Source organism: Agrobacterium vacciniicorymbosi (assembly GCF_040427045.1).
Lineage (GTDB): Bacteria > Pseudomonadota > Alphaproteobacteria > Rhizobiales > Rhizobiaceae > Agrobacterium.
Window position 1 is genome coordinate 155,604 of sequence record NZ_JBETMF010000001.1, and the last position, 24,493, is coordinate 180,096.

The 24,493-nt window shown below is 57.0% G+C and carries 24 protein-coding genes; 21 read left to right on the forward strand and 3 right to left on the reverse strand.

Annotated elements, in window-relative coordinates; translation table 11 throughout:
* Positions 1-48 precede the first annotated feature (48 nt).
* From ABUK73_RS00865 to ABUK73_RS00960, 19 genes are all read left to right on the forward strand, one after another.
* Positions 49-891, forward strand: coding sequence for a cell envelope integrity EipB family protein (locus ABUK73_RS00865; RefSeq protein WP_353575651.1), 843 nt, complete (start codon positions 49-51; stop codon positions 889-891).
* 195 nt (positions 892-1,086) lie between these two features.
* The gene (gene rpsB / locus ABUK73_RS00870; protein ID WP_113088045.1) at positions 1,087-1,854 is read left to right on the forward strand and encodes a 30S ribosomal protein S2; all 768 of its coding nucleotides are present in this window, start codon (positions 1,087-1,089) and stop codon (positions 1,852-1,854) included.
* A 250-nt stretch (positions 1,855-2,104) separates the two neighbouring features.
* Positions 2,105-3,031 carry a translation elongation factor Ts gene (tsf, locus tag ABUK73_RS00875; RefSeq protein ID WP_113088046.1) on the forward strand — a complete coding sequence of 309 codons (927 nt, stop codon included), beginning with the start codon at positions 2,105-2,107 and terminating at the stop codon, positions 3,029-3,031.
* A 303-nt stretch (positions 3,032-3,334) separates the two neighbouring features.
* Positions 3,335-4,057, forward strand: coding sequence for a UMP kinase (pyrH, locus tag ABUK73_RS00880; RefSeq protein WP_113088341.1), 723 nt, complete (start codon positions 3,335-3,337; stop codon positions 4,055-4,057).
* A 66-nt stretch (positions 4,058-4,123) separates the two neighbouring features.
* Positions 4,124-4,681, forward strand: coding sequence for a ribosome recycling factor (frr, locus tag ABUK73_RS00885; protein ID WP_353575652.1), 558 nt, complete (start codon positions 4,124-4,126; stop codon positions 4,679-4,681).
* Positions 4,682-4,743: 62 nt separating this feature from the next.
* Positions 4,744-5,487 (forward strand): isoprenyl transferase, encoded by a 744-nt coding sequence (locus ABUK73_RS00890; RefSeq protein WP_113088047.1) that lies wholly within the window; start codon positions 4,744-4,746, stop codon positions 5,485-5,487.
* Positions 5,487-6,320, forward strand: a complete 834-nt coding sequence (locus tag ABUK73_RS00895; RefSeq protein ID WP_353575653.1) for a phosphatidate cytidylyltransferase — start codon at positions 5,487-5,489, stop codon at positions 6,318-6,320. Before ABUK73_RS00890 ends, ABUK73_RS00895 begins: the two co-directional genes overlap by 1 nt.
* Before the next feature lie 42 nt (positions 6,321-6,362).
* On the forward strand, positions 6,363-7,496 hold the full coding sequence (rseP, locus tag ABUK73_RS00900) for an RIP metalloprotease RseP (protein ID WP_353575654.1): 1,134 nt from the start codon (positions 6,363-6,365) through the stop codon (positions 7,494-7,496).
* 200 nt (positions 7,497-7,696) lie between these two features.
* The gene (bamA, locus tag ABUK73_RS00910; protein WP_454892302.1) at positions 7,697-10,027 is read left to right on the forward strand and encodes an outer membrane protein assembly factor BamA; all 2,331 of its coding nucleotides are present in this window, start codon (positions 7,697-7,699) and stop codon (positions 10,025-10,027) included.
* Between the two features lie 49 nt (positions 10,028-10,076).
* Complete coding sequence (gene lpxD / locus ABUK73_RS00915) at positions 10,077-11,141, forward strand: UDP-3-O-(3-hydroxymyristoyl)glucosamine N-acyltransferase (RefSeq protein ID WP_353575988.1); 1,065 nt, start codon at positions 10,077-10,079, stop codon at positions 11,139-11,141.
* Positions 11,134-11,601, forward strand: coding sequence for a 3-hydroxyacyl-ACP dehydratase FabZ (gene fabZ / locus ABUK73_RS00920; protein ID WP_045230517.1), 468 nt, complete (start codon positions 11,134-11,136; stop codon positions 11,599-11,601). The genes lpxD and fabZ overlap by 8 nt, the downstream gene beginning before the upstream one ends.
* On the forward strand, positions 11,598-12,410 hold the full coding sequence (gene lpxA, locus ABUK73_RS00925) for an acyl-ACP--UDP-N-acetylglucosamine O-acyltransferase (RefSeq protein WP_353575655.1): 813 nt from the start codon (positions 11,598-11,600) through the stop codon (positions 12,408-12,410). The genes fabZ and lpxA overlap by 4 nt, the downstream gene beginning before the upstream one ends.
* A gap of 3 nt (positions 12,411-12,413) precedes the next feature.
* The gene (locus tag ABUK73_RS00930) at positions 12,414-13,280 is read left to right on the forward strand and encodes an LpxI family protein (RefSeq protein WP_353575656.1); all 867 of its coding nucleotides are present in this window, start codon (positions 12,414-12,416) and stop codon (positions 13,278-13,280) included.
* Positions 13,277-14,473 (forward strand): lipid-A-disaccharide synthase, encoded by a 1,197-nt coding sequence (gene lpxB, locus ABUK73_RS00935; RefSeq protein ID WP_353575657.1) that lies wholly within the window; start codon positions 13,277-13,279, stop codon positions 14,471-14,473. The genes ABUK73_RS00930 and lpxB overlap by 4 nt, the downstream gene beginning before the upstream one ends.
* A 149-nt stretch (positions 14,474-14,622) precedes the next feature.
* Positions 14,623-15,327, forward strand: coding sequence for a GntR family transcriptional regulator (locus tag ABUK73_RS00940; RefSeq protein ID WP_353575658.1), 705 nt, complete (start codon positions 14,623-14,625; stop codon positions 15,325-15,327).
* 10 nt (positions 15,328-15,337) lie between these two features.
* On the forward strand, positions 15,338-16,123 hold the full coding sequence (locus ABUK73_RS00945) for a transporter substrate-binding domain-containing protein (RefSeq protein WP_353575659.1): 786 nt from the start codon (positions 15,338-15,340) through the stop codon (positions 16,121-16,123).
* Positions 16,124-16,193: 70 nt separating this feature from the next.
* Complete coding sequence (locus ABUK73_RS00950; protein ID WP_353575660.1) at positions 16,194-16,865, forward strand: amino acid ABC transporter permease; 672 nt, start codon at positions 16,194-16,196, stop codon at positions 16,863-16,865.
* A complete protein-coding gene (locus ABUK73_RS00955; RefSeq protein ID WP_353575661.1) occupies positions 16,862-17,521 on the forward strand; it encodes an amino acid ABC transporter permease in 660 nt (219 codons plus the stop codon). The genes ABUK73_RS00950 and ABUK73_RS00955 overlap by 4 nt, the downstream gene beginning before the upstream one ends.
* Complete coding sequence (locus ABUK73_RS00960; protein WP_353575662.1) at positions 17,499-18,230, forward strand: amino acid ABC transporter ATP-binding protein; 732 nt, start codon at positions 17,499-17,501, stop codon at positions 18,228-18,230. Before ABUK73_RS00955 ends, ABUK73_RS00960 begins: the two co-directional genes overlap by 23 nt.
* Positions 18,231-18,239: 9 nt before the next feature.
* On the opposite strand, the gene ABUK73_RS00965 is transcribed toward ABUK73_RS00960, so the two are convergent.
* Positions 18,240-18,593 (reverse strand): cupin domain-containing protein, encoded by a 354-nt coding sequence (locus ABUK73_RS00965; protein ID WP_353575663.1) that lies wholly within the window; start codon positions 18,591-18,593, stop codon positions 18,240-18,242.
* A gap of 51 nt (positions 18,594-18,644) precedes the next feature.
* Between ABUK73_RS00965 and ABUK73_RS00970 the strand changes: the two genes are divergently transcribed.
* Positions 18,645-19,253 (forward strand): DUF2867 domain-containing protein, encoded by a 609-nt coding sequence (locus ABUK73_RS00970; RefSeq protein ID WP_353575664.1) that lies wholly within the window; start codon positions 18,645-18,647, stop codon positions 19,251-19,253.
* A gap of 100 nt (positions 19,254-19,353) precedes the next feature.
* Here the strand turns inward: ABUK73_RS00970 and gltA are convergent, their stop codons facing one another.
* Positions 19,354-20,643 (reverse strand): citrate synthase, encoded by a 1,290-nt coding sequence (gene gltA, locus ABUK73_RS00975; protein WP_113088059.1) that lies wholly within the window; start codon positions 20,641-20,643, stop codon positions 19,354-19,356.
* A gap of 260 nt (positions 20,644-20,903) precedes the next feature.
* Between gltA and ABUK73_RS00980 the strand changes: the two genes are divergently transcribed.
* Positions 20,904-23,393, forward strand: a complete 2,490-nt coding sequence (locus tag ABUK73_RS00980) for a ComEC/Rec2 family competence protein (protein ID WP_353575665.1) — start codon at positions 20,904-20,906, stop codon at positions 23,391-23,393.
* A gap of 119 nt (positions 23,394-23,512) precedes the next feature.
* On the opposite strand, the gene ABUK73_RS00985 is transcribed toward ABUK73_RS00980, so the two are convergent.
* Positions 23,513-24,193: a glutathione S-transferase family protein gene (locus ABUK73_RS00985; RefSeq protein WP_353575666.1), complete on the reverse strand. Its 681-nt coding sequence runs from the start codon at positions 24,191-24,193 to the stop codon at positions 23,513-23,515.
* Positions 24,194-24,493: the final 300 nt, after the last annotated feature.

A 24,493-nucleotide genomic window follows, 5' to 3' on the forward strand; every position in this document is an offset into this window, starting at 1 on the left:
GGCGGTTGCTTGTACAATATGAGCAGTGAGTCCAACAGGAGATATTGAATGTTTGTCAGGAACCTTGCTGTTGCTTTCGCTTCCGGCGTCGTTTTCGTGCTGCCGGGTGTTGCAAGCGCTGTGCCTGCCACCGTTCCCAACCTCATCTCCCACCGCGCCGTCTATGATCTGGAATTGAAGGATGCGTCCGACCGTTCCGGCATCGAGGGAATGACCGGCAGAATGGTCTACGAGTTTACCGGCTCCTCCTGCAAAGGCTACAAGACGGATTTCCGTTTCGTGACCCAGATCAGCACCGGCGACACGGTGCGGATGACGGACCAGCAGACGACGACATTCGAGGATGCGGGCTCCAAGAAGTTCACCTTCGAGACCAAGTCCTTCACCGATGACAAGCTGGACAAGGAAGTGACCGGCTCTGCCGTCGATACCGATGGCACCATGACCATTGACCTGACCAAGCCCGATGCGCGCAAGATCGATCTGGCCGCAGGCGAATTTCCGACCGAGCATATGTTTCAGGTCATCGAGAATGCCAAGCTCGGCAAGCGGATTTTCGAATCGCGCGTCTTCGATGGCTCCGATGACGGTGATGAAAGCCTGATCACCTCCACGCTCGTCGGCAAGCAGCAGACGCCAGCGGATGGTGATGCAGATGCTGGCAAGGCAGGCGATTTCGCCAAGACGCCGTTCTGGCCGGTGACCATCGCCTATTACAACGACAAGAGCGGTACCGATTCGCTGCCCATCTATCGCATGTCGTTTAAGCTCTATGAAAACGGCATCACGCGCGATCTGACGATGGACTATGGTGATTTCGTTTTGACGGGCAAGCTCGCCAAACTCGATATTCTCCAGCCTGAAAGCTGTGAAAACAAGCCGATTCGCTGAACGTCGCGTCACGCGATTTCGTAATTTTCCGCATAATTTCTTGCATTTCGTTGAAACTGGCTGTATGCGGCACACCATTCCACACGCGAAGCTTGGGATGTTCCGGGAGAAATCCGGATCGTTCCGCCCGGTGGCACCGCCTCAAAACGGTGCTGTTTGCTTCGCGGGGGTTCAACCGGAAAAGGATAACTAGGCATGGCATTGCCCGATTTCTCTATGCGTCAGCTTCTGGAAGCTGGCGTTCACTTTGGTCACCAGACACACCGCTGGAACCCAAAGATGAAGCCGTACATCTTCGGCGACCGCAGCAACATCCACATCATCGACCTGGCACAGACAGTTCCTTTGCTGTCGCGCGCCCTTCAGGTCGTGTCTGACACGGTTGCCCGTGGCGGTCGCGTTCTGTTCGTTGGCACGAAGCGTCAGGCTTCTGAAATCATTGCAGACAGCGCAAAGCGCTCCGCTCAGTACTACGTCAACTCGCGTTGGCTCGGCGGCATGATGACCAACTGGAAGACGATTTCGAACTCGATCCAGCGCCTGCGCAAGGTCGACGAAATCCTCAACTCCGACGCTTCCGGCTACTCCAAGAAGGAGCGCCTGAACCTTGAGCGCGAACGCGAAAAGCTTGAAAAGGCTCTCGGCGGTATCCGCGATATGGGCGGCGTTCCGGACCTGATGTTCATCATCGACACCAACAAGGAAAAGATTGCGATCGAAGAAGCCAAGCGTCTTGGCATTCCGGTCGTTGCAATCATCGACTCGAACTGCGACCCGGACCAGATCGATTTCCCGATCCCAGGTAACGACGACGCATCGCGCGCCATTTCGCTTTACTGCGACCTGATCGCTCGCGCAGCCATCGACGGTATCGCACGTCAGCAGGGCGCATCTGGCCGCGACATCGGCGCTTCTGAAGAAGCTCCAGTCGAGCCTGCTCTGGAAGACGAGGCTGGCGCCTGATCGTTGGCCCTTGGGCGGCATTCATGATGCCGCCTTCTCAATCAGGATCTGACAAGGCCGTTCTGGACTCCATAAGTTCGACGGCCTTGTTTGTTTACATCGCGCACTCCCGCAGAGCTTGGGCGCGATTTTGAAACTTCGTGGCGGCTGTTTCATCAGCCTGTCACAGTTCCGGGTACATTCGTTCCCAAAATCCGATTTCGGTCGGGCCGCATCGCGCCGTGACCGACGAACCGACAAGAGGCACACAATGAGCGAAATCACAGCCGCAATGGTAAAGGAACTGCGCGAGAAGTCTGGCGCAGGCATGATGGATTGCAAAAAGGCGTTGACTGAGACAGCCGGCGACATGGAAGCTGCAATCGACTGGTTGCGCGCCAAGGGCATCTCCAAAGCTGACAAGAAGTCTGGCCGCACGGCTGCCGAAGGTCTCGTTGGTATCGCTTCTGCCGGTCACAAGGCTGTCGTCGTTGAAGTGAACTCCGAAACCGACTTCGTTGCTCGCAATGATGCCTTCCAGGATATCGTTCGTGGCGTAGCTTCGGTTGCCCTGACGACTGACGGTTCTGTTGACGCTATTGCTGCTGCAACTTACCCAGCCACCGGCAAGTCTGTTTCCGACACCATTAAGGACGCGATTGGCACTATCGGCGAAAACATGACGCTGCGCCGCGCAGCCCTGCTCGAAGTCGAGCACGGCGTTGTTGCGACCTACGTTCACAACGCTGCTGGCGACGGCATCGGCAAGCTTGGCGTTCTCGTTGCGCTGAAGTCCGAAGGCGACAAGGCTGTTCTGACATCCATCGGCCGTCAGGTTGCCATGCACATTGCTGCGACCAACCCGCTCGCCATCCGCGCTGAAGAAGTTGACGCCACTGTTGCTGAGCGTGAGCGTAACGTATTCATCGAACAGGCTCGCGAATCCGGCAAGCCAGAAGCCATTATCGAAAAGATGGTTGACGGTCGTATGCGCAAGTTCTTCGAAGAAGTTGCTCTTCTTTCTCAGGCATTCGTCATCAACCCTGACATTACGGTTGGCGACGCTGTCAAGGAAGCCGAAAAGGAAGCCGGTGCCAAGATCGAAGTCGTCGGCATGGCTCGCCTGCTGCTCGGCGAAGGCATCGAAAAGGAAGAAAGCGACTTCGCTGCTGAAGTTGCTGCGGTCGCCAAGGGCTGATCTCTTCACCCTGGGGCATCGGCGCAAAAATCGAAATCGATTTTTGTAAAGCGCGATGCGTAGATTCAGAGTGTTAGAGCGTCCTTTTGTGCGTCCGAAAAGGACGCACGGCGCTCTAATATGGGAAAACTACGGGGCATCGCGTGACAACGCGGTGCCCTTCGTGTATCCGCGTTCCGGTAATATCCCGTACTGCGCGGCGATCTCCAGGATTCGTCGGGCTTGCGGTTTTTCTCTAGTTTTCGCATGGCGTCATTGCAAATGCGCTGCGTAACTTTGCGTGACATGCTTTAAGGAGTCATGATGTCTTCCAAGCCGCTTTATAAACGTGTTCTTCTCAAGGCGTCGGGCGAAGCCCTCATGGGCAATCAGGGTTTCGGGATCGACGTTGCCGTCGCAGACCGTATTGCGTCTGACATTGCCGAGGCGAGAGCCATGGGCGTCGAAGTGGGTGTCGTCGTTGGCGGCGGAAACATCTTCCGCGGCGTGGCTGTTGCCTCCAAGGGCGGCGACCGCGTGACCGGCGACCACATGGGCATGCTGGGAACGGTCATCAATGCGCTGGCGCTGGCGACGTCGCTGCGCAAGCTGAGCATCGATACGGTTGTTCTGTCCGCCATTGCCATGCCCGAGATTTGCGAGAGCTTTTCACAGCGCGCCGCCGTTCACCACCTGTCGCAGGGCCGCGTCGTGATCTTCGCTGGTGGCACCGGCAACCCCTTCTTCACCACCGATTCCGCTGCTGCCCTGCGCGCTGCCGAAATGGGCGCAGAGGCGATCTTCAAGGGTACGCAGGTGGATGGTATCTATTCCGCCGACCCGAAGAAGGACCCGACGGCAACCCGTTTCGACGAGCTGACCCATTCGGAAGTGCTGGGCAAGGGACTGGCCGTCATGGACGTTGCCGCCGTTGCGCTGGCGCGTGAAAACCACATTCCGATCATCGTTTTCTCGATCCACGAAAAGGGTGGTTTTGCTCAAATATTAACGGGCGGTGGCCGCAAGACCATCGTGCACGACACATAATTGACCGGGCGTTGATTCCACGCTGTGAAATGAGGCCTGTTAGGCCAGAACTGATGGAGTATGAAAATGAGTGGTATTGACCTCAACGATATCAAGCGCCGCATGGATGGCGCGATCAATGCATTCAAAAGCGATATCGCATCGCTGCGCACAGGCCGTGCGTCTGCCAACATTCTCGACCCGGTGACCGTTGACGCCTATGGCTCGCGCGTACCATTGTCGCAGGTCGCCAACATCACCGTGCCAGAAGCACGTATGCTGGGTGTGAACATTTGGGACAAGTCAATGGTCGGTGCTGTGGACCGCGCGATCCGCGAATCCAACCTCGGCCTCAACCCGATCGTTGACGGTCAGAACCTGCGCATTCCGCTGCCTGAGCTGAACGAAGAGCGCCGCAAATCGCTCGTCAAGGTCGCTCATGAATATTCGGAAAAAGCAAAGGTTGCCATTCGTCACGTTCGCCGTGACGGTATGGACGGTCTGAAAAAAGCCGAAAAGGATGGTGACATCGGTCAGGATGAAAGCCGTGCACAGTCCGACAAGGTTCAGAGAATGACGGATGACACGATTTCGGATATTGATCGCTTGCTTGCGGAGAAGGAAAAGGAAATCATGCAGGTGTAAATAGCCGCAAGGCTACTGTAAGTTTTCTCTTTTTAATTCCGCGCTGCTTAAACTGGATCGAGATGTCGGACATTACACGTTCCTCACTACCTGAGCATGTTGCCATCATTATGGATGGTAACGGGCGCTGGGCAAAGCAGCGCGGGCTTCCGCGCATCATGGGCCATCGCCGCGGCGTTGAAGCCGTGCGCGAAACCGTGCGTGCCGCCGGTGAATGCGGCCTGAAATACCTCACGCTTTTTGCGTTTTCCTCTGAAAACTGGCGCAGGCCGGAAGCGGAGGTGAGCGATCTGCTCGGGCTTCTCAAGGCCTTCATCCGCCGCGATCTGGCGGACCTGCACAAGGAAAATGTGCGGGTGAAGGTGATCGGTGACCGTGAAGGCCTGAACGAGGACATCAAGGCCTTGCTGACCGAAGCCGAGCAGATGACCCGTGACAATACGGCGCTGACGCTTGTCATCGCCTTCAATTACGGATCGCGCGATGAAATCGCCCGTGCCGCTGCCTCGCTCGCAAGAGATGTGGCGGAAGGCAAGATCGACGCTTCACAGATAGATCCCGATGCCATTACCGCACGGCTGGACACGGCCGGAATGCCGGATCCGGACCTCATCATCCGTACCAGCGGGGAGGAGCGGCTTTCCAACTTCCTGCTGTGGCAGGCGGCCTATTCGGAATTTCTGTTCATTCCCGATTACTGGCCCGATTTCGACCGCAAGACGTTCTTCTCTGCCATTGACCAGTACATGACGCGCGACCGCAGGTTTGGTGGCCTGTCGGGTCAAGTCGCTCTGGCGGGCACCTGATGAACCGCGAGTTGAAGCTTCGGATCATTTCCGCCATCGTCCTTGCCGCCGTTATTCTGACCGCCACATGGTACGGCGGAATGATGTTCCGCGTCGTGGCCGGACTTCTGGCGCTGCTCATTTATTACGAGTGGAGCACCATCACCAAGCTGTCCGATGCCAATCCCACCGGCTATGCCTGGGGCTGGTTTGCCGTCGCTGTGATGAGCGGCAATACGATTTTCGGCGAATCCTCGCTCGACCTGCCTCTGTTGTCTGGCTTTGCTTTGACGGCGGCTCTGTTTCCGGTGCTTCGCGGCAAGAACTGGTGGCTGGTCGGCGGCATCGTCTATGCAGGCTTGAGCGGCATTTCGCTGGCCGCCATCAGAGGTGAAGAGCTGACGGGCTTTGCCGCCATGATTTTCGTCTTCGCCATCGTCTGGGCCACGGATATTTTGGCTTACTTCGTCGGTCGTGCCATCGGTGGGCCAAAGCTTGCGCCATCCATCTCTCCGGGCAAGACTTGGTCGGGTGCGATTGGCGGCACGGTTTCCGGCGTGATTGCGGGTGCTGCGGTGGCTGCGATCTATCACGGACGTATCAGTTTCGTGATTGTGGGACTGGCGCTGGTTCTCTCCGTTTTCAGCCAGATCGGCGATCTGTTCGAATCCTTCATCAAGCGCCGCTTCAAGGTAAAAGATTCCAGCAATCTCATTCCCGGTCATGGCGGCTTCATGGACCGGGTTGACGGTCTTGTTTTTGCCTGCTTTACCGTATTCCTCATTGCTGTCGTTCACGCGGCGATAACCGGTGATGTGCCAGGGTCGGACGGCGGCATCGTGCCGGGGTTCTGACGAGCGCGTGGAACAGGCACTCAAGCGAAAGGCTGGGAAGACATGGATATGGTAACGGCAACGGTTGGTTTCTTGACCGGTTATATGGTGCCGTTCGTTCTCGTTCTTTCCCTCCTCGTTTTCGTACATGAGATGGGTCATTACCTCGTCGGACGCTGGTGCGGTATTCGATCCACAGCTTTTTCCGTCGGTTTTGGACCGGAACTCATTGGCTTCACCGATAAACGCGGCACCCGCTGGAAGCTTTCGGCCATCCCGCTTGGCGGATATGTGAAGTTCTTCGGTGACGATGATGTGTCCAGCAAGCCAGACAGCGAAGGCCTTGCCGGTTTGTCGCTGGAGGAGCGGGCGCAGACGCTTGCAGGCGCAAAGCTGTGGAAAAGAGCAGCCACCGTCGCCGCCGGCCCGATCGCCAACTTCCTGCTGGCCATTCTGATTTTTGCGGCGCTGTTCACGATCTACGGGCGCATGATCTCCGACCCCATCGTGTCAGAAGTGCGTGAGAGCAGTGCTGCACAGACCGCCGGTGTTCTGCCGGGAGACCGTCTGGTCGCCATCGATGGCGAGAACGTCAAGACATTCGAAGATGTGCGCCGCTACGTGGCCGTGCGTCCCGGCACGCCGATCACGGTGACCGTCGAGCGCAATGGCCAGGAGCTTGCGCTGCCCATGGTGCCGACGCGTACGGAAACCACAGACCAGTTCGGCAACAAGATGGAGCTGGGAATCATCGGCATCGTTACCGATCAGGCCCGCGGTAATTTCCGCCACGTTACGTATTCTCCGGCTGAAGCGCTGGTGGAAGGCGTGCGGGAGACCGGCCATGTCGTGACTGGTACCTTTGCTTACATCGGCAATCTCGTTACCGGTCGCATGAATGCGGATCAGTTGGGTGGTCCCGTGCGTGTCGCGCAGGCATCAGGTCAGATGGCAACGCTCGGTTTTGCAGCCCTTATTCAGCTTGCGGCCTTGCTTTCCGTTTCGATTGGCCTTCTCAATCTCATGCCTGTGCCGATTCTGGATGGCGGGCATCTGGTGTTTTATGCCATCGAGGCTGTGCGGGGCAGGCCACTGGGTTCGGGCGCGCAAGAGGTTGCTTTCCGTATCGGTCTTGCGATGATTTTCAGTTTGATGGTATTTGCCACATGGAATGATATCAGCAGCTTGATCGGCTAAAAGGCGCTTTAGAGCTGATTTTTTAAGAGGGTGTTTACCTTGTTTTGAAGCCAAAGTGGCGATTGAGCCACGGTTGCTTGCGAAGTAAACAGAAATTAACGGTCGGGCTTGCTTGTAGAGGAAAAGCAGGTAAAACGACGCAGATGGCCGGAGTCGGGTTCTGCCCGCTGAGGGACAACGGGAAAAGGTAAGAATTGAAAATGAAGGCTGGTTCAAGATTTTTGAACGCGGTGTCGGCGGTTGCGCTGTCTGCTGGTGTTTCTTCGGTTGCAGCTCTGGGAGTGCTTGCTTCTTCTAGTGTTGCATATGCGGCAGTGATCAGCAGGATCGATGTTCGGGGCGCTGAGCGCTCTGGTGCAGATGCCGTGCGTTCCAACATCACGATTGCTCCAGGCCGGAACTTTTCCAACGCCGACATCGATGAATCGGTCAAGCGTCTTTATGCGACAGGCTACTTTTCCAATGTCAGCATGAGCGTTTCCGGCAGCACATTGGTCGTGACGGTTCGTGAAAACAACCTCGTCAACCAGGTCGTGTTCAACGGCAACCGCAAGATCAAGGACGACAAGCTTCAGGGCATCGTTCAGACCCAGTCTCTCGGCCCATATGATCAGACGCTGGTCACAGCCGATATCGCCCGCATCAAGGAAGCCTATGCTGCCATCGGTCGCAGCGACGTTCAGGTCACGACGCAGGTCGTTTCCGTCGGTCAGGGCCGCGTAAACCTTGCTTTCGTCATCAATGAAGGTGAGCGCACGAAGATCGCCCGCATCGATTTCGTCGGCAACAATGCCTATAGCGACGGTCGTCTGGCTGCGGTTATCAACACCAAGAAATCCAACATGCTGTCGTTCCTGACACGCAAGGATGTCTACAATGAGGACAAGCTGCGCGCTGATGAAGAAGCGCTGCGCCAGTTCTACTACAACCGTGGTTATGCCGACTTCCGCGTGACGGGTTCGAACGCGGTTCTCGATGAGTCAACGAACGAATACACCATCACCATCACGGTCGATGAAGGTCAGCGTTACGCATTCGGTAACGTCGCCGTCGAGTCGACTGTTCCTGGCGTCGACGGTTCCGAGTTGCAGGGTCTGGTGGACACACGTCCAGGCTCGAACTATAGCGCCAAGGAAGTTCAGCAGAGCATGGAAGCCATTTCCAAGCGCGTTTCTGCCGAAGGTTATCCTTTTGCCCGCGTGACGCCCCGTGGCGACCGCGACATGAACGGCAACACCATCGGTGTGACCTACATCGTTGATCAGGGTGAGCGCGCTTACGTCGAGCGTATCGAAATCCGCGGCAACACCCGCACGCGTGACTATGTCATTCGTCGTGAGTTCGACATCAGCGAAGGCGACGCCTTCAACCAGACGATCATCACCGCTGCAAAGCGTCGTCTTGAGGCTCTGGGCTACTTCTCCAAGGTCAATATCGGCACGTCGCAGGGCAGCGCCCCGGACCGCGTCGTGATCGTGGTTGATGTTGAAGATCAGGCAACCGGTTCGTTCGGTATCGGTGCTGGTTACTCGCAGAACGACGGTGCGCTTCTTGAAGCCTCTATCGAAGAAAAGAACTTCCTCGGTCGCGGCCAGTACATCCGTATTGCTGCTGGTGCCGGTCAGGATGATGCGCGTAGCTACAACCTGTCCTTCACGGAGCCTTACTTCCTCGGCTACCGCCTTGCAGCTGGCTTCGACCTGTTCAAGAGCCAGAGCTCGAGCGAAGATTACTATGATTACGACGAGCAGGGCTTCGCGCTCCGCGTGACTGCGCCGATCACGGAAAATCTCGCGACAACGTTCAAGTACACGTACAAGCAGATCAACTATGACGGTAAGGGCGATTGGACCAATCCAGCTAACTTGGCGTCTCCTTATCGTGATTTGATTGCTGGTGGAGATTGGACGCAGTCGATCATCTCGAACACGCTCGCCTATAACAGCCTTGATGACCGCAACATGCCACGCGAAGGCTGGCAGGGTGCGTTGACCAACGAATTTGCTGGTCTTGGTGGCGACTCCGAATACTACAAGATTTACGCCAAGGCTCGTTATTACCACACGCTGTCTGACGAATACGACATCATCGGCTCGATTACCGGTCAGGCCGGTTATGTAGCGCCAACAGGTGACAACCTGCTCGTGTTCGACCAGTTCAAGATCGGTGGTCGCGTAATCCGTGGCTTCGAAAATGATGGTATCGGCCCACGCATTGGTGACGACGCAATTGGTGGCACGACTTACTTTGCGGCCTCTGCTGAAGTCACTGCACCTATGCCCGGCGTTCCTGAGGACTTCGGTCTCCGCATCGCTGGCTTCGTGGACGCGGGCACGCTTTACGGCAACAAGGTCAAGGTCTCGGGTACTGACGTTGTGCAGGATGACAGCTCGATCCGTGCGTCTGCCGGTATCGGCCTGATGTGGGCTTCGCCGTTCGGTCCTCTGCGCGTAGACTACGCAGTGCCGTTCATGAAGGAAGACTACGACGAAGTGCAGAATTTCCGGTTTGGCATGTCCAACACTTTCTGATATCGGCAGTCCAGAACTGCGAGTTTGAACGTTCTGGAGTATCCGTTTGATGGAGTACAACGCCTTTTTTCCGCCCCACGAAGGCATGCGATTGAAAGACATCGCAGACCGTCTTGGGGCGGAACTGTCTGATGAGGCTGCTGGAGATCGCATCGTGCGGTCTATCGCGCCTGTTTACCGCGCAAAGCACGATCAGCTTTGCTACATTCTTTCCCGCAAGAATCGCGACGAGTTGCTGACCTGCGAAGGCGCAGCGGTGATCTGCGACGAGGCTCTGCGGAAGCTCGTGCCAGCGCATATTCCGGCATTGATCGCCAAAAATCCGCATACCGTTTTTGCGCAGGCCGGAGCCTTGCTGCACGCATCGGCCATGCGGCCTTCTGCGATACTGGATCAAGCAGAGGGGATTTCTCCTGCAGCGCATATCGATCCATCGGCCAAGCTTGAAGCTGGCGTCGTGGTCGAACCTTTGGCCGTCATCGGGGCCAATGTCCATATCGGTACCGGTACCCGAATCGGGCCGGGCGCGATCATCGGCGCGGATGTTCAGATTGGGCGCGATTGCACGATTGCGGGTGGAGCGAGCATTCTTTCGGCGTTGCTGGGCAATGGCGTCATTATCCACAACGGTGCTCGCATCGGACAGGATGGTTTTGGTTATGCGCCGGGACCGCGCGGCATGATCAAGATCGTGCAGATCGGGCGTGTCATCATTCAGGATAATGTCGAGATTGGTGCCAACACCACAGTTGACCGTGGAACCATGGATGACACTGTCATCGGCGAAGGCACGAAAATCGACAATCAGGTTCAGATCGGCCACAACGTGCGCATCGGTCGCCATTGCGGCATCGTTAGCAAGGTGGGGATCGCTGGCAGCACGCGCATTGGTGATGGTGTGATGATTGGCGGCGCAAGCGGCATCAACGGGCACATCACCATTGGTGATGGCGCGCAGATTGCGGCGATGAGTGGCGTTGTCGCGGATGTGCCGGCAGGTGCGAAATATGGTGGCGTGCCTGCACGCCCATTGAAACATTTCCTGCGCGACATGGCGGAACTGCTGGCGCGCGCCGAGGAGCGAGACAAGAAGACAGGAGAGAAGAATGTCTGAAGAGACAAAGACGACGCTTGGCGCGGCCGACATCCTTGAAGTGATGAAGCTGCTGCCGCATCGTTATCCATTTTTGCTGATCGACAAGATCATCGACATTGATGCCGATAATTCCGCAACCGGTATCAAGAACGTCACGGTCAACGAGCCGCATTTCACTGGTCACTTTCCGGATCGCCCCATCATGCCGGGCGTTCTCATCGTGGAGGCCATGGCACAGACGGCGGGCGCTATCTGTGCGCGCAAACAGGGTGACGGCGGCCATCTCGTTTATTTCATGACTATCGACAATGCGCGGTTCCGCAAGCCCGTCGTGCCGGGTGACCGTCTTGAAATCTACGTCGTCAAGCAGCGCCAGCGCGGCAATGTCTGGAAATTCCACTGTGATGCGAAGGTGGATGGCGTTCTGGTGGCTGAGGCTGATATTGGGGCGATGATGATCCCCGAGGATCAGCAATGAGTAAGATTGCGGCTTCGGCCAAAATTCATCCGATGTCTTTCATCGAAGACGGTGCTGTCATTGGTGAAAACGTCGTGGTCGGTCCGTTCTGCCATGTCGGGCCGAAGGTCACACTGCATGATAATGTTGAGCTGATCAGCCACGTCGTTGTGCTGGGCTGCACGACCGTTGGCAAGGGCACGACAATCTGGCCTTCCGCCGTCATTGGTGGCGATTCGCAGAGCGCGCATCACAGCGCCGTCGATACGACCTTGGTCATCGGTGAAAATTGCACCATCCGTGAAGGTGTGACGATGAACACCGGCACCGTCGAACACGGCGGCACCACCATCGTCGGCAACAACAATCTGTTCCTGGCTTACGCGCATGTGGCGCATGATTGCCGTCTGGGCAACAACATCATCCTGTCCAACAATGTCATGCTGGCTGGCCATGTGACCATTGAGGACCGGGCCATTCTGGGGGGCGGTTCTGCCGTGCACCAGTTCACCCGCGTTGGCCGTCAGGCATTTATCGGCGGTCTGTCTGCCGTCAGCTATGATGTCATTCCTTATGGCATGCTGAACGGCAATCCCGGTCTTTTGAGCGGGCTCAACATTGTCGGCATGACGCGTGCTGGCATCGAGCGTGCGGAAATCCACAAGGTTCGCCGCGCTTACAAGCAGATTTTCGAAAGCGAAGGCAGCGTGCGCGCAAATGCTGCCGCCATTCGCGAAGAGTTTCAGGATTGCCCGCAGGCGCTGGAGATCATCGATTTCATTGCAGCGGCAAATGACCGGGCGATCTCGTCGCCCAATCGCGGAAAGTAGTTCGTGGCACCGGGTGCGGGGCGTCTGGCCATCATCGCTGGTAGCGGTTTTTTGCCTTACTACGTGGCAGAAGCCGCGCAGCAGGCTGGCGAAACGCCCTTCATCATCCGGCTGAAAGATGAAGCCGATCTGGACTGGACGCGGTTTGAAAGCGTATCCATCAGCGTTGGTGACGTGTCCGCGCTGGGCAAGCTTTTGGCAACGCACCGGATCGACCGCGTCGTGCTGTCCGGCGGCGTGTCGCGTCGGCCAGAATGGCGCGAAATCCGCCCCAATTTCAAAATGATTGCGAAAATGCCGTCCATCATCCGCACGCTGCTGTCGGGTGGGGATGATACGGTGCTGCAAATGGTGATCGGGCTCATCGAAGCGCAAGGCGCGCGGGTGATCGGCGCGCATGAGATTGCCCCCGGTCTTCTGGCGACGACGGGCGCTCTTGGCAAGATCGAGCCGAGCGACGAAGACCGCAGGGATATTGCCAAGGCTGCGCAGGCAGCGCTGGCGCTCGGCGCGCTGGATGTGGGGCAGGGCTCTGTCTCCGTCGGTGGCCGTATCGTCGCGCTGGAAGGCGTCGAGGGCACGGATGGTATGCTGGCGCGCGTGGCCTCGTTGCGTGCCGAGGGCCGCATCTCCAGCCGCAGAAAAGGTGTTCTGGTCAAACTGTGCAAGCCGCAGCAGGATATCCGGGCGGATCTGCCCACCATTGGTCCATCCACGGTAGAGAATGCGGCCAAGGCCGGGCTTGCCGGTATCGCGGTGGAAGCGGGCAGGGCCTTTGTGCTGGATCGTGACGCGATGCTTGATGCGGCGAATGAGGCGGGACTGTTCGTCTGTGGTATCGATACCGGCCTTGCGGGAGAGATGATGTGAGTGACAGCGTTCTCAAACTGGCCGTCATCGCGGGCGAAGTTTCCGGCGATCTGCTGGGTGCCGATCTGGTCCGGTCCCTAAAGGTGCAATATCCGGGACGCGTCGAACTCTTCGGCGTTGGCGGCGATGCCTTGACGGCTGAAGGTCTGGTTTCGCTGTTCGATTATTCCGAACTGTCGATCATGGGTTTTACACAGGTTCTGAAAAAGCTTCCGCAGCTGCTGGCAAGGATCAAGGAAACGGCAAACGCCATCATTGCCGCACGGCCAGATGTGCTGCTGATCATCGACAGCCCGGATTTCACGCATCGCGTGGCCAAGCGCGTTCGTAAGGCTTTGCCCAACCTGCCTGTCATCAATTATGTCTGCCCCAGCGTATGGGCTTGGAAGGAAAAGCGTGCTCCGGCGATGCTTTCCTATGTAGACCACGTTCTGGCACTCTTGCCGTTCGAGCCGGAAGCCATGCAGCGCCTCGGCGGCCCTGCAACCACCTTCGTCGGACATCGACTGAGCGTAGATACGGATTTGCTCGGCGTTCGTGAAAAGCGCGCCGCGCGTGGCTTGCCTCACCTCGGTGAGCCCAGAACGATCCTGCTGCTGCCCGGCTCGCGTTCCACGGAAACCACGCGGTTGATGGAGCCGTTCCAGACGGCCGCCGCCTCTTTCGTTGAACGGAACGGCCCAACGCGCTTCGTGCTTCCCACCGTGCCAAGGCAGGAAGCCCGCATTCGTGAACTTGCTGCCGCATGGCCAGCCCATATCCGCCCCGAGATTGGAACGGATGCGGCGTTCAAATGGCAGGCCTTTGCGGAAGCGGATGCTGCCATCGCCGCATCGGGTACGGTCATTCTGGAGCTTGCGCTCGCCAATGTGCCCGTCGTTTCGGTCTACAAGACCGACTGGATTTTCACGATGCTCAGCAGGCGTGTGAAGACATGGACCGGCGCTCTGCCGAACCTGATTGCCGACTATGCCGTTGTGCCTGAATATTTCAACGAGGTCGTGCGCGCAGGCTCCATGCTGCGCTGGGCCGAACGCCTGTCTTCCGATTCCCTGCAGCGGCAGACGATGCTGGAAGGCTTTGCGCTGGTGCAGGAGCGCCTGCGAACGGAACGCCCGCCCGGTGAGGTGGGTGCGGAAATATTGCTGTCGGTTTATCGCAGCAAAAGCGGCGCGATGAGCCATCCGGCCTGATGCTGCCATCGCCCAATTTGTGATCGCACGCCAAATGATCTTCGATTAAAAAATTATCAAATGTGCATTTCTCCAGCGTTGCGGCATCACGTGGCGCTGGATTTTCTGTGTTCTGACGGGTTGGCACGCAGCTTGCTTACCAGTCTTGTATGCAAGATAGACATACATTCGACACCGACCAAAGCGCGATAGAATCGGCCATCGTTTCCGGCATTCTTTCTGCACGCATACGCCCCGGCACACGGCTGGGTGAAAACCAGCTGGCGGAAATCTATGGTGTGTCGCGCACCAAAATCCGCGAAGCGATGATGCGTCTCGTGACGCGCGGTGTCGTTCAGGTCAGCCCACGCCGAGGCTGGTTCGTGGTCGAGCCTTCCGCAGAAGAGGCCGTGAAGGTGTATGGGGCCCGACGCGTCATAGAATGCGGTTTGCTGCGCAACATGACTGTGCTTCCAGCGGCAGGTCGGCAGATACTCCTCGATCATCTTGATGAGGAGAAGCAGGCGATGGCAGTTGCCGACCGGCAGCGGCTGACATGCCTGATGGGTGATTTCCACATTCGCATTGCCGAAATTGCTGGAAACGACATCATCATCGATCTGCTGCGCGATCTCACGGCCCGCACGATTTTGATCTCCATGCTCTACCAGTCGGATTTCCACGCCGCGCAATCGCATGAAGGGCATTGCCGCATCTTCGAAGCGATGGATGCGGGCGACTTCCTGAAAGCGTCTGAACTTGCCGTCACGCATCTGGACGAGGTCGAGACCGGCCTGGACCTGACGCGGCAGCAAGACCGCCATTTCGAGCTTCGTAATTCCCTTTCACTCCCTCCACTCCACGCAACTCTCTAGGAGATTTCAGATGTTCAACAGACGTGCATTTTTCGCCGCCATTGCCATTGCCGCAAGCGCCAGCTTCGCGGCACCTGTCTTTGCAGATGCCTTGAGCGACATTTCCTCTCGCGGCACCATCCGTGTTGCCGTACCGCAGGACTTCCCGCCCTTTGGCAGCGTTGGCACCGATATGGCCCCGCGTGGATATGACATCGACGTGGCCAATCTGATTGCCGAAAAGCTGGGCGTGAAGGCAGAACTGGTACCCGTCACCAGCGCCAACCGCGTTCCCTACCTCCAGACCAACAAGGTCGATCTGGTCATTTCCAGCCTTGGCAAGAATGCAGATCGTGAAAAGGTCATCGATTTCTCGGTTGCCTATGCGCCTTTCTTCAACGGCGTTTTCGCGCCTGACAGCGTCAAGATCGAAAAGGCGGAAGATCTCTCCGGAAAGACCATCGGCGTCACGCGCGGTGCGGTGGAAGATCTGGAGCTGACGAAGATCGCGCCTGCGGATGCGACCATCAAGCGCTACGAAGACAATAACGGCACCATCTCCGCATTTCTTTCCGGTCAGGTCCAGACGGTCGCAACAGGCAATGTGGTTGCCGCTGCCATTCTGGAAAAGAACCCGCCGAAGCGTCCTGAACTGAAGTTCCTCATCAAGAACTCGCCATGCTTTATCGGTCTCAACAAGGACCAGCCAGCGCTTCTGGAAAAGGTCAATGCCATCATTACCGCTGCGAAGGCGGATGGCAGCCTGAATGCCATCGCGCAGAAGTGGCTGAAGACAGACCTGCCGAAGGATATTTAAGACCGTTTAGAATTCGCGCCTCGTGGTGATGCGGGGCGCGGTTCCTTATATTTTTTCGAAAGGAACCGTCGTGAATTACACTTTCGAATTCGGGTGGCTTCTCGAATATTATCCTGTGATCGTGAAGGGGGTGCTGATTACCCTTCAGCTGATTGCGATTGGTGGCGTGCTCGGCATTGCACTCGGCATTTTCTGCGCATGGGTACGTGCACTCGGGCCGACATGGCTTCGTCCACCCATCGCGCTTTATGTGGAGCTGATCCGCAATACGCCGTTTCTGATCCAGCTGTTCTTCATCTTCTTCGGCCTTCCATCGCTGGGCTTGCAGCTGACGGAGTTGACAGCGGCCAATATCGCCATGGTCGTCAATCTGGGCGCCTATAGCTGCGAAATCATCCGCGCGGGCATTCAGGCAACGCCGAAGGGGCAATTCGAGGCAGGGGCCAGCCTTGCCATGACACGGTTTGAAACGTTCCGCCATGTGGTGCTGGTGCCATCGCTGCAACGCATCTGGCCTGCTCTGTCGTCACAGGTGGTCATCGTGATGCTCGGCTCTTCCGTGGTGTCGCAGATTGCGGCGGAGGATTTGACCTTTGCGGCCAACTTCATTCAGTCCCGCACATTCCGCGCCTTTGAAGCCTATATGGTCTCGACCGTGATCTATCTCGCGCTGGCCATTCTGCTTCGGCAGATATTGCTTGTCATCGGCGGCTTCATTTTTCCAAGAAGGAACTCCCGATGATTGAGTTTTCCACCTGGGATATTCTGCGCAACCTGCTGCTGGCAGCGCGATGGACGGTGCTGCTATCGCTCGTTTCCTTTATCGGCGGCGCGATGGTTGGCCTTATGCTGCTATTCATGCGCATTTCGAAAAAGAAGTCGCTGCGGGTTTTCGCCAAATATTATGTCGAGCTGTTTCAGGGCACACCGCTGCTGATGCAGCTGTTTATCGCTTTCTTCGGGCTGGGGCTGCTGGGCATCGATGTACCGGCATGGCTCGCCGCCGGTTTTACGCTCATTCTCTGGGCCGCGGCCTTCCTCACGGAAATCTGGCGCGGCTGTGTGGAGGCCGTGTCCAAGGGGCAATGGGAAGCATCCGCCAGCCTTGGCATGGGGCGGCTGCAGCAGATGCGATACGTCATTCTACCACAAGCGCTGCGCGTTGCCATTCCGCCGACCGTCGGCTTTGCCGTTCAGGTCATCAAGGGAACGGCGGTGACATCGATCATCGGCTTCGTGGAGCTATCCAAAGCGGGCACGGTCGTCACCAACGCTACCTTCCAGCCCTTCACCGTTTATGGCCTCGTTGCCCTCATTTATTTCGCGCTGTGCTGGCCGCTATCGAAGAGCAGCCAGATTCTCGAAAGGAAACTTAATGTCGCTCATCGAAATCACTGAAGTCCGCAAGAGCTACGGCACGAACGAGGTGCTGAAAGGCATCAATCTTGATATCGAACCTGGCGAAGTCATCGCGATCATCGGCAAGAGCGGTTCGGGAAAATCAACCCTACTGCGCTGCGTCAATGGCCTAGAAACCATCTCGTCCGGCGCGATCTCGGTCGCTGGCGCACAGTTTCTGGATGACGAGCTTCACCTAAAGGCGCTACGCCTGAAAGTCGGGATGATCTTTCAGCAGTTCAATCTCTTCCCGCATCTGACCGTAGGCGGCAATGTCATGCTGTCGCAAACGGTGGTGAAGAAGACGCCGAAGGCAGAAGCGGAAGCACTGGCGCGCAAGATGCTGGAACGCGTGGGTCTGGCGCATAAATTCGATGCCTACCCCGACGAACTCTCCGGCGGCCAGCAACAGCGTGTGGCGATTGCCCGCGCCCTCGCCATGCAGCCGACAGCGCTTCTTTGCGACGAAATCACCTCGGCCCTCGACCCGGAACTCGTGGCCGAAGTACTGGCCGTCGTGCGCGAACTGGCGGCGGAAGGCATGACACTCGTCATGGTCACCCATGAAATGAAATTCGCCCGAGACGTCTGCTCCCGCGTCGTCTTCATGCACGAAGGCAAAGTCCACGAAATCGGCCCTCCGGAAGAGGTGTTTTCAGCGCCGAAGACTGCGGAATTGAAGCAGTTTTTGGGTGCGGCGGCGCATTGAACGGCGGGATCAGTCCAGATTTTCCTGGATGAAAACATTCGTGACGTGGACATCCGTCGTTTCCAACGGACCGGGTCCGAGATTGATATATTTGTGAGGGATGTTGGCGGGTCCAAACAGGACCTGTCCTGCGGAGGCGCGGATTTCTTGATCTCCGATTGTAAACAGCGCATTGCCTTTTCGCATGATGAAGATTTCATCATAGGGATGTTTGTGCAGTCCCGTGCCTTTGCCCACCTCGTTCACGATGTAGAACATGACGGAGGCATTCGTTCCGAAAGTGCGTCCTTCGAACTCTCCCTGCCAAAAATCCTCACCATCGCTCCAGTCTGATCTGTTGAGTACCGAAGGTGTCTTTTCCATCGTGACGATCCTTTTTGATGCCAAGCCGAAAGAGCTTGCCAAGAGGGAGGGGTGTCCACCAAGCAAAAAGTAACGCAGGACGTTAAACCGATTTTGTTGTGCGTTACGCCTATGCCGATCCGAGTTGTCCTGTGGTACGTTGACACCATTATCGTCAGAGGACTTGACTTGGATAGCGCATCATCCGCTCACACTTTGCGGCAGTTACCGGATTTGGACTATTATGATCGCAGGTCGATCCAGATATCCAATCCGATCACTGCTTTGGAGGCCTGGAACTTCATGACAGCAGAGCCGAGCTTACTCATGCGACTGGCCTTCGGTATCAGGGATGCGATTTCAGCACTGTTTGGGGTCAAGCGAATAGGCGGATTTTATGGCAAACCTAAACAGGCTGTCGCCGCTGGAGATAAACTGGATTTCTTCCTGGTCGAACACAGCGCACCCGTCGCGCTTGTGCTGACTTCCCGAGATCGACACCTTGACGTCATGATCTGCATTTCAGTCGTAGACAGGATGCTCAGTGTGACATCCTCCGTCGTCACCCATAACCTGTTTGGTCGCATCTATATGCTGCCCGTTGGGCCTGTTCACAGACTGATCGTTGACCGTGACATGAGGCGCGTAACGCGAAAGCTCGAAGTCACTCAATTCGCTTAGTTAGACGATGCGTCCGTCCCATTCCCCATAAAAAACTGCCGCAAAATCGAGTTTTGCGGCAGCTTCATTTGATGACCTATTTTGGTTAAACAGTCTCAGCTTAACGCTTGGAAACCGGCACGTAGTCGCGCTTTGCTTCGCCGGTGTAGAGCTGGCGTGGGCGGCCGATGCGCTGTTGTGGGTCTTCGATCATTTCGTTCCACTGTGCGATCCAGCCGACGGTGCGGGCGAGAGCGAAGAGGACGGTGAACATGGTCGTGGGGAAGCCGAGAGCCTTGAGCGTGATGCCGGAGTAGAAATCGACATTCGGATAGAGCTTCTTTTCGACGAAGTATGGGTCGGAAAGGGCGATCTTTTCCAGCTCGAGAGCCACCTGCATGATCGGATCGTCGGAGTTGCCGGTGGCTTCCAGCACTTCGTACATCGTCTTCTGCATGATTTTGGCGCGCGGATCGTAGTTCTTGTAAACGCGGTGGCCAAAGCCCATCAGGCGGAACGGATCGTTCTTGTCCTTGGCGCGGGCGATATATTCCGGAATACGGTCAACCGAGCCGATTTCGTTGAGCATGTTGAGCGCAGCTTCGTTCGCGCCGCCATGGGCAGGGCCCCAGAGGCAGGCGATGCCGGCTGCGATGCAGGCGAACGGGTTTGCACCGGACGAACCAGCGAGACGAACCGTCGATGTCGATGCGTTCTGTTCATGGTCGGCATGGAGAATGAAGATGCGGTCCATGGCGCGGGCCAGAACTGGATCGACCTTGTAATCTTCACACGGCACGGCAAAGCACATGTTAAGGAAGTTGGATGCGTAATCCAGATCGTTCTTCGGGTAAACGAAGGGCTGGCCGATGTGGTACTTATAGGCCATTGCCGCAATCGTCGGCATCTTCGCGATCATGCGCAGCGAAGCGACCATGCGCTGGTGCGGATCGGTGATGTCGGTGGAGTCGTGATAGAAGGCAGACAGCGCGCCGACCGTGCCGCACATGACGGCCATGGGGTGGGCGTCGCGGCGATAGCCGGTGAAGAAACGGCTCATCTGCTCATGCACCATGGTGTGGCGCGTTACGCGGGTATCGAAGTCCTTCTTCTGTGCAGTCGTCGGCAGTTCGCCGTAAAGCAGCAGATAGCAGGTTTCGAGGAAGTCGCCCTGTTCGGCCAGCTGCTCGATAGGGTAGCCGCGGTGCAGCAGAACGCCTTCGTCACCATCGATATAGGTGATCTTGGATTCGCACGATGCTGTTGATGTAAAGCCTGGGTCGTAGGTAAAGGTGCCGGTGTGCTTGTAAAGCGTTCCGATATCAACGACCTTGGGTCCGATCGTGCCTTCTCGTACAGGAAGATCGACTTTACTATCGCCGAGAGTCACTGTCGCGCTATTTTCCGTCATACCATACCTCCGAAATATGCAGGCGATGCGGGGTGACGCATCAGCCAGTTAAGCGTCAGCGATTTAGCTATATGATCTCCGCGCCAATGCCAAGCTATCCAAAGGGCAAATTGTGCATTGCGACACGCCAATATCCCGAAATGGGGCATTTCATGGGAACAGTGTTTCATTCTAGGTCAATGCTTCCTTAATCGCGCAAGTGGTTGCAATCTGCCTTTCAGGGTTGCAAACTAAAAGCTTGCGGCAAGGGGCGCCGGGGCGTGAACACTAGGGAAGAACAGCAGCATTTCCGCCTGGCGGAAACGGGCTTCGTTGCGCAAACGGAACTCGATGACTTGCTGTTGCCGTTGCATGTTTCCCGGAGTGCGCTGGCTGCGCAGGATGGACTTGCCTCCACGCCGCCGGGCATCATTCTCAGGCTTAGGCGCTGGTTTGTGCAGTGCATTGAAACAGAGGCTGCGCACCGGCAGGACTTTCTCTTTATTCCTGTGTTCATCGCCGCAGGCGTAGCACTTTGGTTCAGCTTGCCTGCTACGCCGCAGCACTGGCTTCTGCTGGGTTTGGCAATCAGCGTGGCGGCCATGGCGGGTGCACTTCTTTACCGGCCCGGCGCGACGTCTGCCGTTTTGAAAGCCAGTGCTTTCGTGCTGGTCGGTATGTTGCTGGCGGACTGGGAAACGCGGCGGGCGGCGACCACCATTCTCGATACACCTGCGACGACGACAATTACCGGAACGGTGGAGCGGCGGGAACTGGATGCGCGGGGTAACTGGCGCTATGTGGTTGCGCTGCAATCCACCTCCGCACCCAAACTGTCGCGTCCGCCGGAACGGATATCATTGGTGTCGCGCAGCCGGCATGAGGCAATCGGCATCGGCCAGACGATCAGCGGCAAAGCGCGGCTTTCACCGCCATCGGGTCCGGCGTTGCCGGGGTTGAATGATTTCGCTTTTGCGTCGTTTTTCGATGGCATCGGCGCGACGGGCTATTTCTATGGCCCGCCCAAGACGGTGGCAGGAATGCCGGGTGAGCAGGGCACCAAGACCTGGCTCCAAAGCGCTGACAGTTGGCTTTACAAGCTCCGAAGCCAGATCGCACAGCGCATTCGCAACCTGATCGGCGGGGATGCGGGAGCCTTTGCGGCATCTATTGTCACCGATGAGAGACGTGCGATTTCAGGCGAGACGATGGAGGCACTGCGCGTTTCCGGCCTTGCGCATATCGTGGCCATCTCCGGCCTGAACATGGCGCTTGCCGCCGGTATTTTCTTCGTCGGCATGCGCACCATCTTCAGCCTGTTTGCCGGATTCTCGCAGCGTTGGCCGGTCAAGAAAATATCAGCTTTTGCGGCACTGCTCATGACGCTTGCCTATTACCTGATTTCGGGTTTTGCAGTTTCGGCGGAGCGCGCGTGGTTGATGATGTCCATCATGCTGATTGCCGTGCTGGTGGACAGGCCTTCGATCAGCCTGCGAAACGTCGCGCTTTCCGCCATCGTCATCATCGTTCTGTCACCTCATGAGGTGATGGGGCCGAGCTTCCAGATGTCCTTTGCCGCGACCCTGGCGCTGGTGTCCGGCTATGGCTTCTGGAGCCGGTGGCGTGGCGAGCGGGGAGGGCTCGTGATCAGCCGTCCGCCGTGGTGGCTGTCATTATCGCAAAACGTGGCAACGGTCATTGGTGGCGTCGTCATCACGTCACTGATCGGTGGCATCTCCACCGCGATCTATTCCATCGAACATTTTCACCGCATCACGACCTATGGGCTGGCGGCAAATCTGGCGGCCATGCCGGTCATGTCGTTGATCGTCATGCCTTTTGCACTGGTGGGAATGCTGCTGATGCCTTTTGGGCTCGATGCGCCTTTTCTGAAGGTCATGGGTTACGGCATGGCGGCGGTGATCGAGATCGCCAAGACGGTCTCGAGCTGGGGCGGAGACGCGACGATCGGGCGGCAGAACGGCTGGTTTCTGGGTGTCTCCACGGCGGGATTTCTGATCATCGCGCTGCTGCGCACGCGGCTTGCTCTGATCGGGCTGCCGCTGATTGCCGCTGGCTTCATTATGCTGGTGACGGAGCAATGGCGCAGCAAACCAGATCTGCTGATTTACGAAGATGGCTCTTTGGTCGCTTTGCTGTCGGCAGATGCAGTTGCAACGACGAAGCCCCGTGCCTCCGGTTTCATCTATGATCAGTGGGCGAGGGCGGTGCCGTTGCCAGAGCAACATGTTGGGCCGAGAATGCTGGATGTGGTGAAGTCACCCACCGGTGATGCCGCACAAGAGGCTGGCGATGCTGCCGGTCGTAAGCCCCGTTTGAGCGACGAGGATAAGGTGCGGGCCGCCAGAGAAATGAAAGAGGCCTTGTCAGGCACGGATCGCTTCACCTGCCGCAAAGACCAATGGTGCGTTGCGACGTCAAAGTCCGGCGTGGCGGTCGCGGTCATTCTGGATACCGCGCTCACGGGAGCGGGTTGCGATCTCGCCGATGTGGTGGTGACGACGCGCAAGGTGCCTTTTTTTTCCACGTGTCGATCCGGCGCAATCCTCATCAGCAGCGAAACCTTGCGGCGCACGGGCTCTATGGAAATATGGCTTGGTGAAAAGGGTAAGCCTGTGCTGCGCGCCGAAGCGGCGATGCAGGATATGGACCGCTTCTGGACAAGGCACCGTAGCTATGAGTGGCGCAAAGGAGAGTTCGACGCGTCAGTGCCGGAGCATATCGAAAGAATGCTATCGAACGCCCCGTGATATGCTTCATTCAAAGGTGCCGCTTGCGCGCTTTGCGATACCTTCTGACTCGTTTTCACACAGACCGTTTTACACAGCCAAGTCGGTATTTTCGTTCGAAACAGACGCCGTTCCATATCTCACGACTTCAAGCGCAAATCCGCCAGCCATTCTCCGATGGCTTTGGCTTCCGCCTCGTGTTCTGCATCGCGCCACGGTTCCAGCAAGGCCGCATCCTGCCATTCCTGCATTGCGGGGAGGGTGAGGAGACGGTTCTTGTAAGCCTCGGCCTCGGGCGACATAGCCGTTCCATAGGTCTGGAAGCGGAAGGCGACGGGGCAGAAAAACGCGTCTACTGCTGTAAATGCGTCTCCCGCCAGGAACGGACCGCCAAAGGAGGCTAGACCTTCCTGCCAAAGTGCGTCGATGCGGGAAATGTCTTTCTTCAGCGCCTCGCCAACTTCAGTTGGCTGGATCCGAAGACCGACATTCATCGGATGTTCGTTGCGCAATGTCTGGAAGCCTGAGTGCATTTCCGCCGCGGCAGAACGCGACCATGCACGTGCCTTCGTATCACCAGCCCAAACTCCACTATGCCGTTCCGCCAGATATTCGATGATCGACAGCGAATCCCATACGGTCAGGTCGCTCTCGACAAGGCAGGGCACCTTGGCGGTGGGAGAAAATGTCGCGAAATCCTCGGCGGAATTGCCGAATGGGGTAAGCTTTTCGCTGAATGCAATATCGAGTGTCCGCATCAACACCCATGGCCGCAGGGACCAGGAGGAATAGTTCTTGTTGGCTATATAAAGATCGTACATTTCATATCCCTCGGTTGCAGCACCGTGTTAGCGCGGGAAATTTCTCCGATACAGACGGTTTGCGCGATGGTGGTCTTCAAATAATTTGATCTTTTGTGCCCAGGTGGTGACATTGTGAACAGAGAGATTTCGGTCTGAAGCTCCCATTCCGCAACTCAAACTAGGCAGCGCTACACACAAAACGTCACGCTAAAATCATTCATAGACGCTCACCGACGCGAGTGATTCGAAGATAGTGAGCCGACTAACTATTTTTGGATATCTGCACTTACCGTGAGCGCAAATTTCCCTCTGAAATGC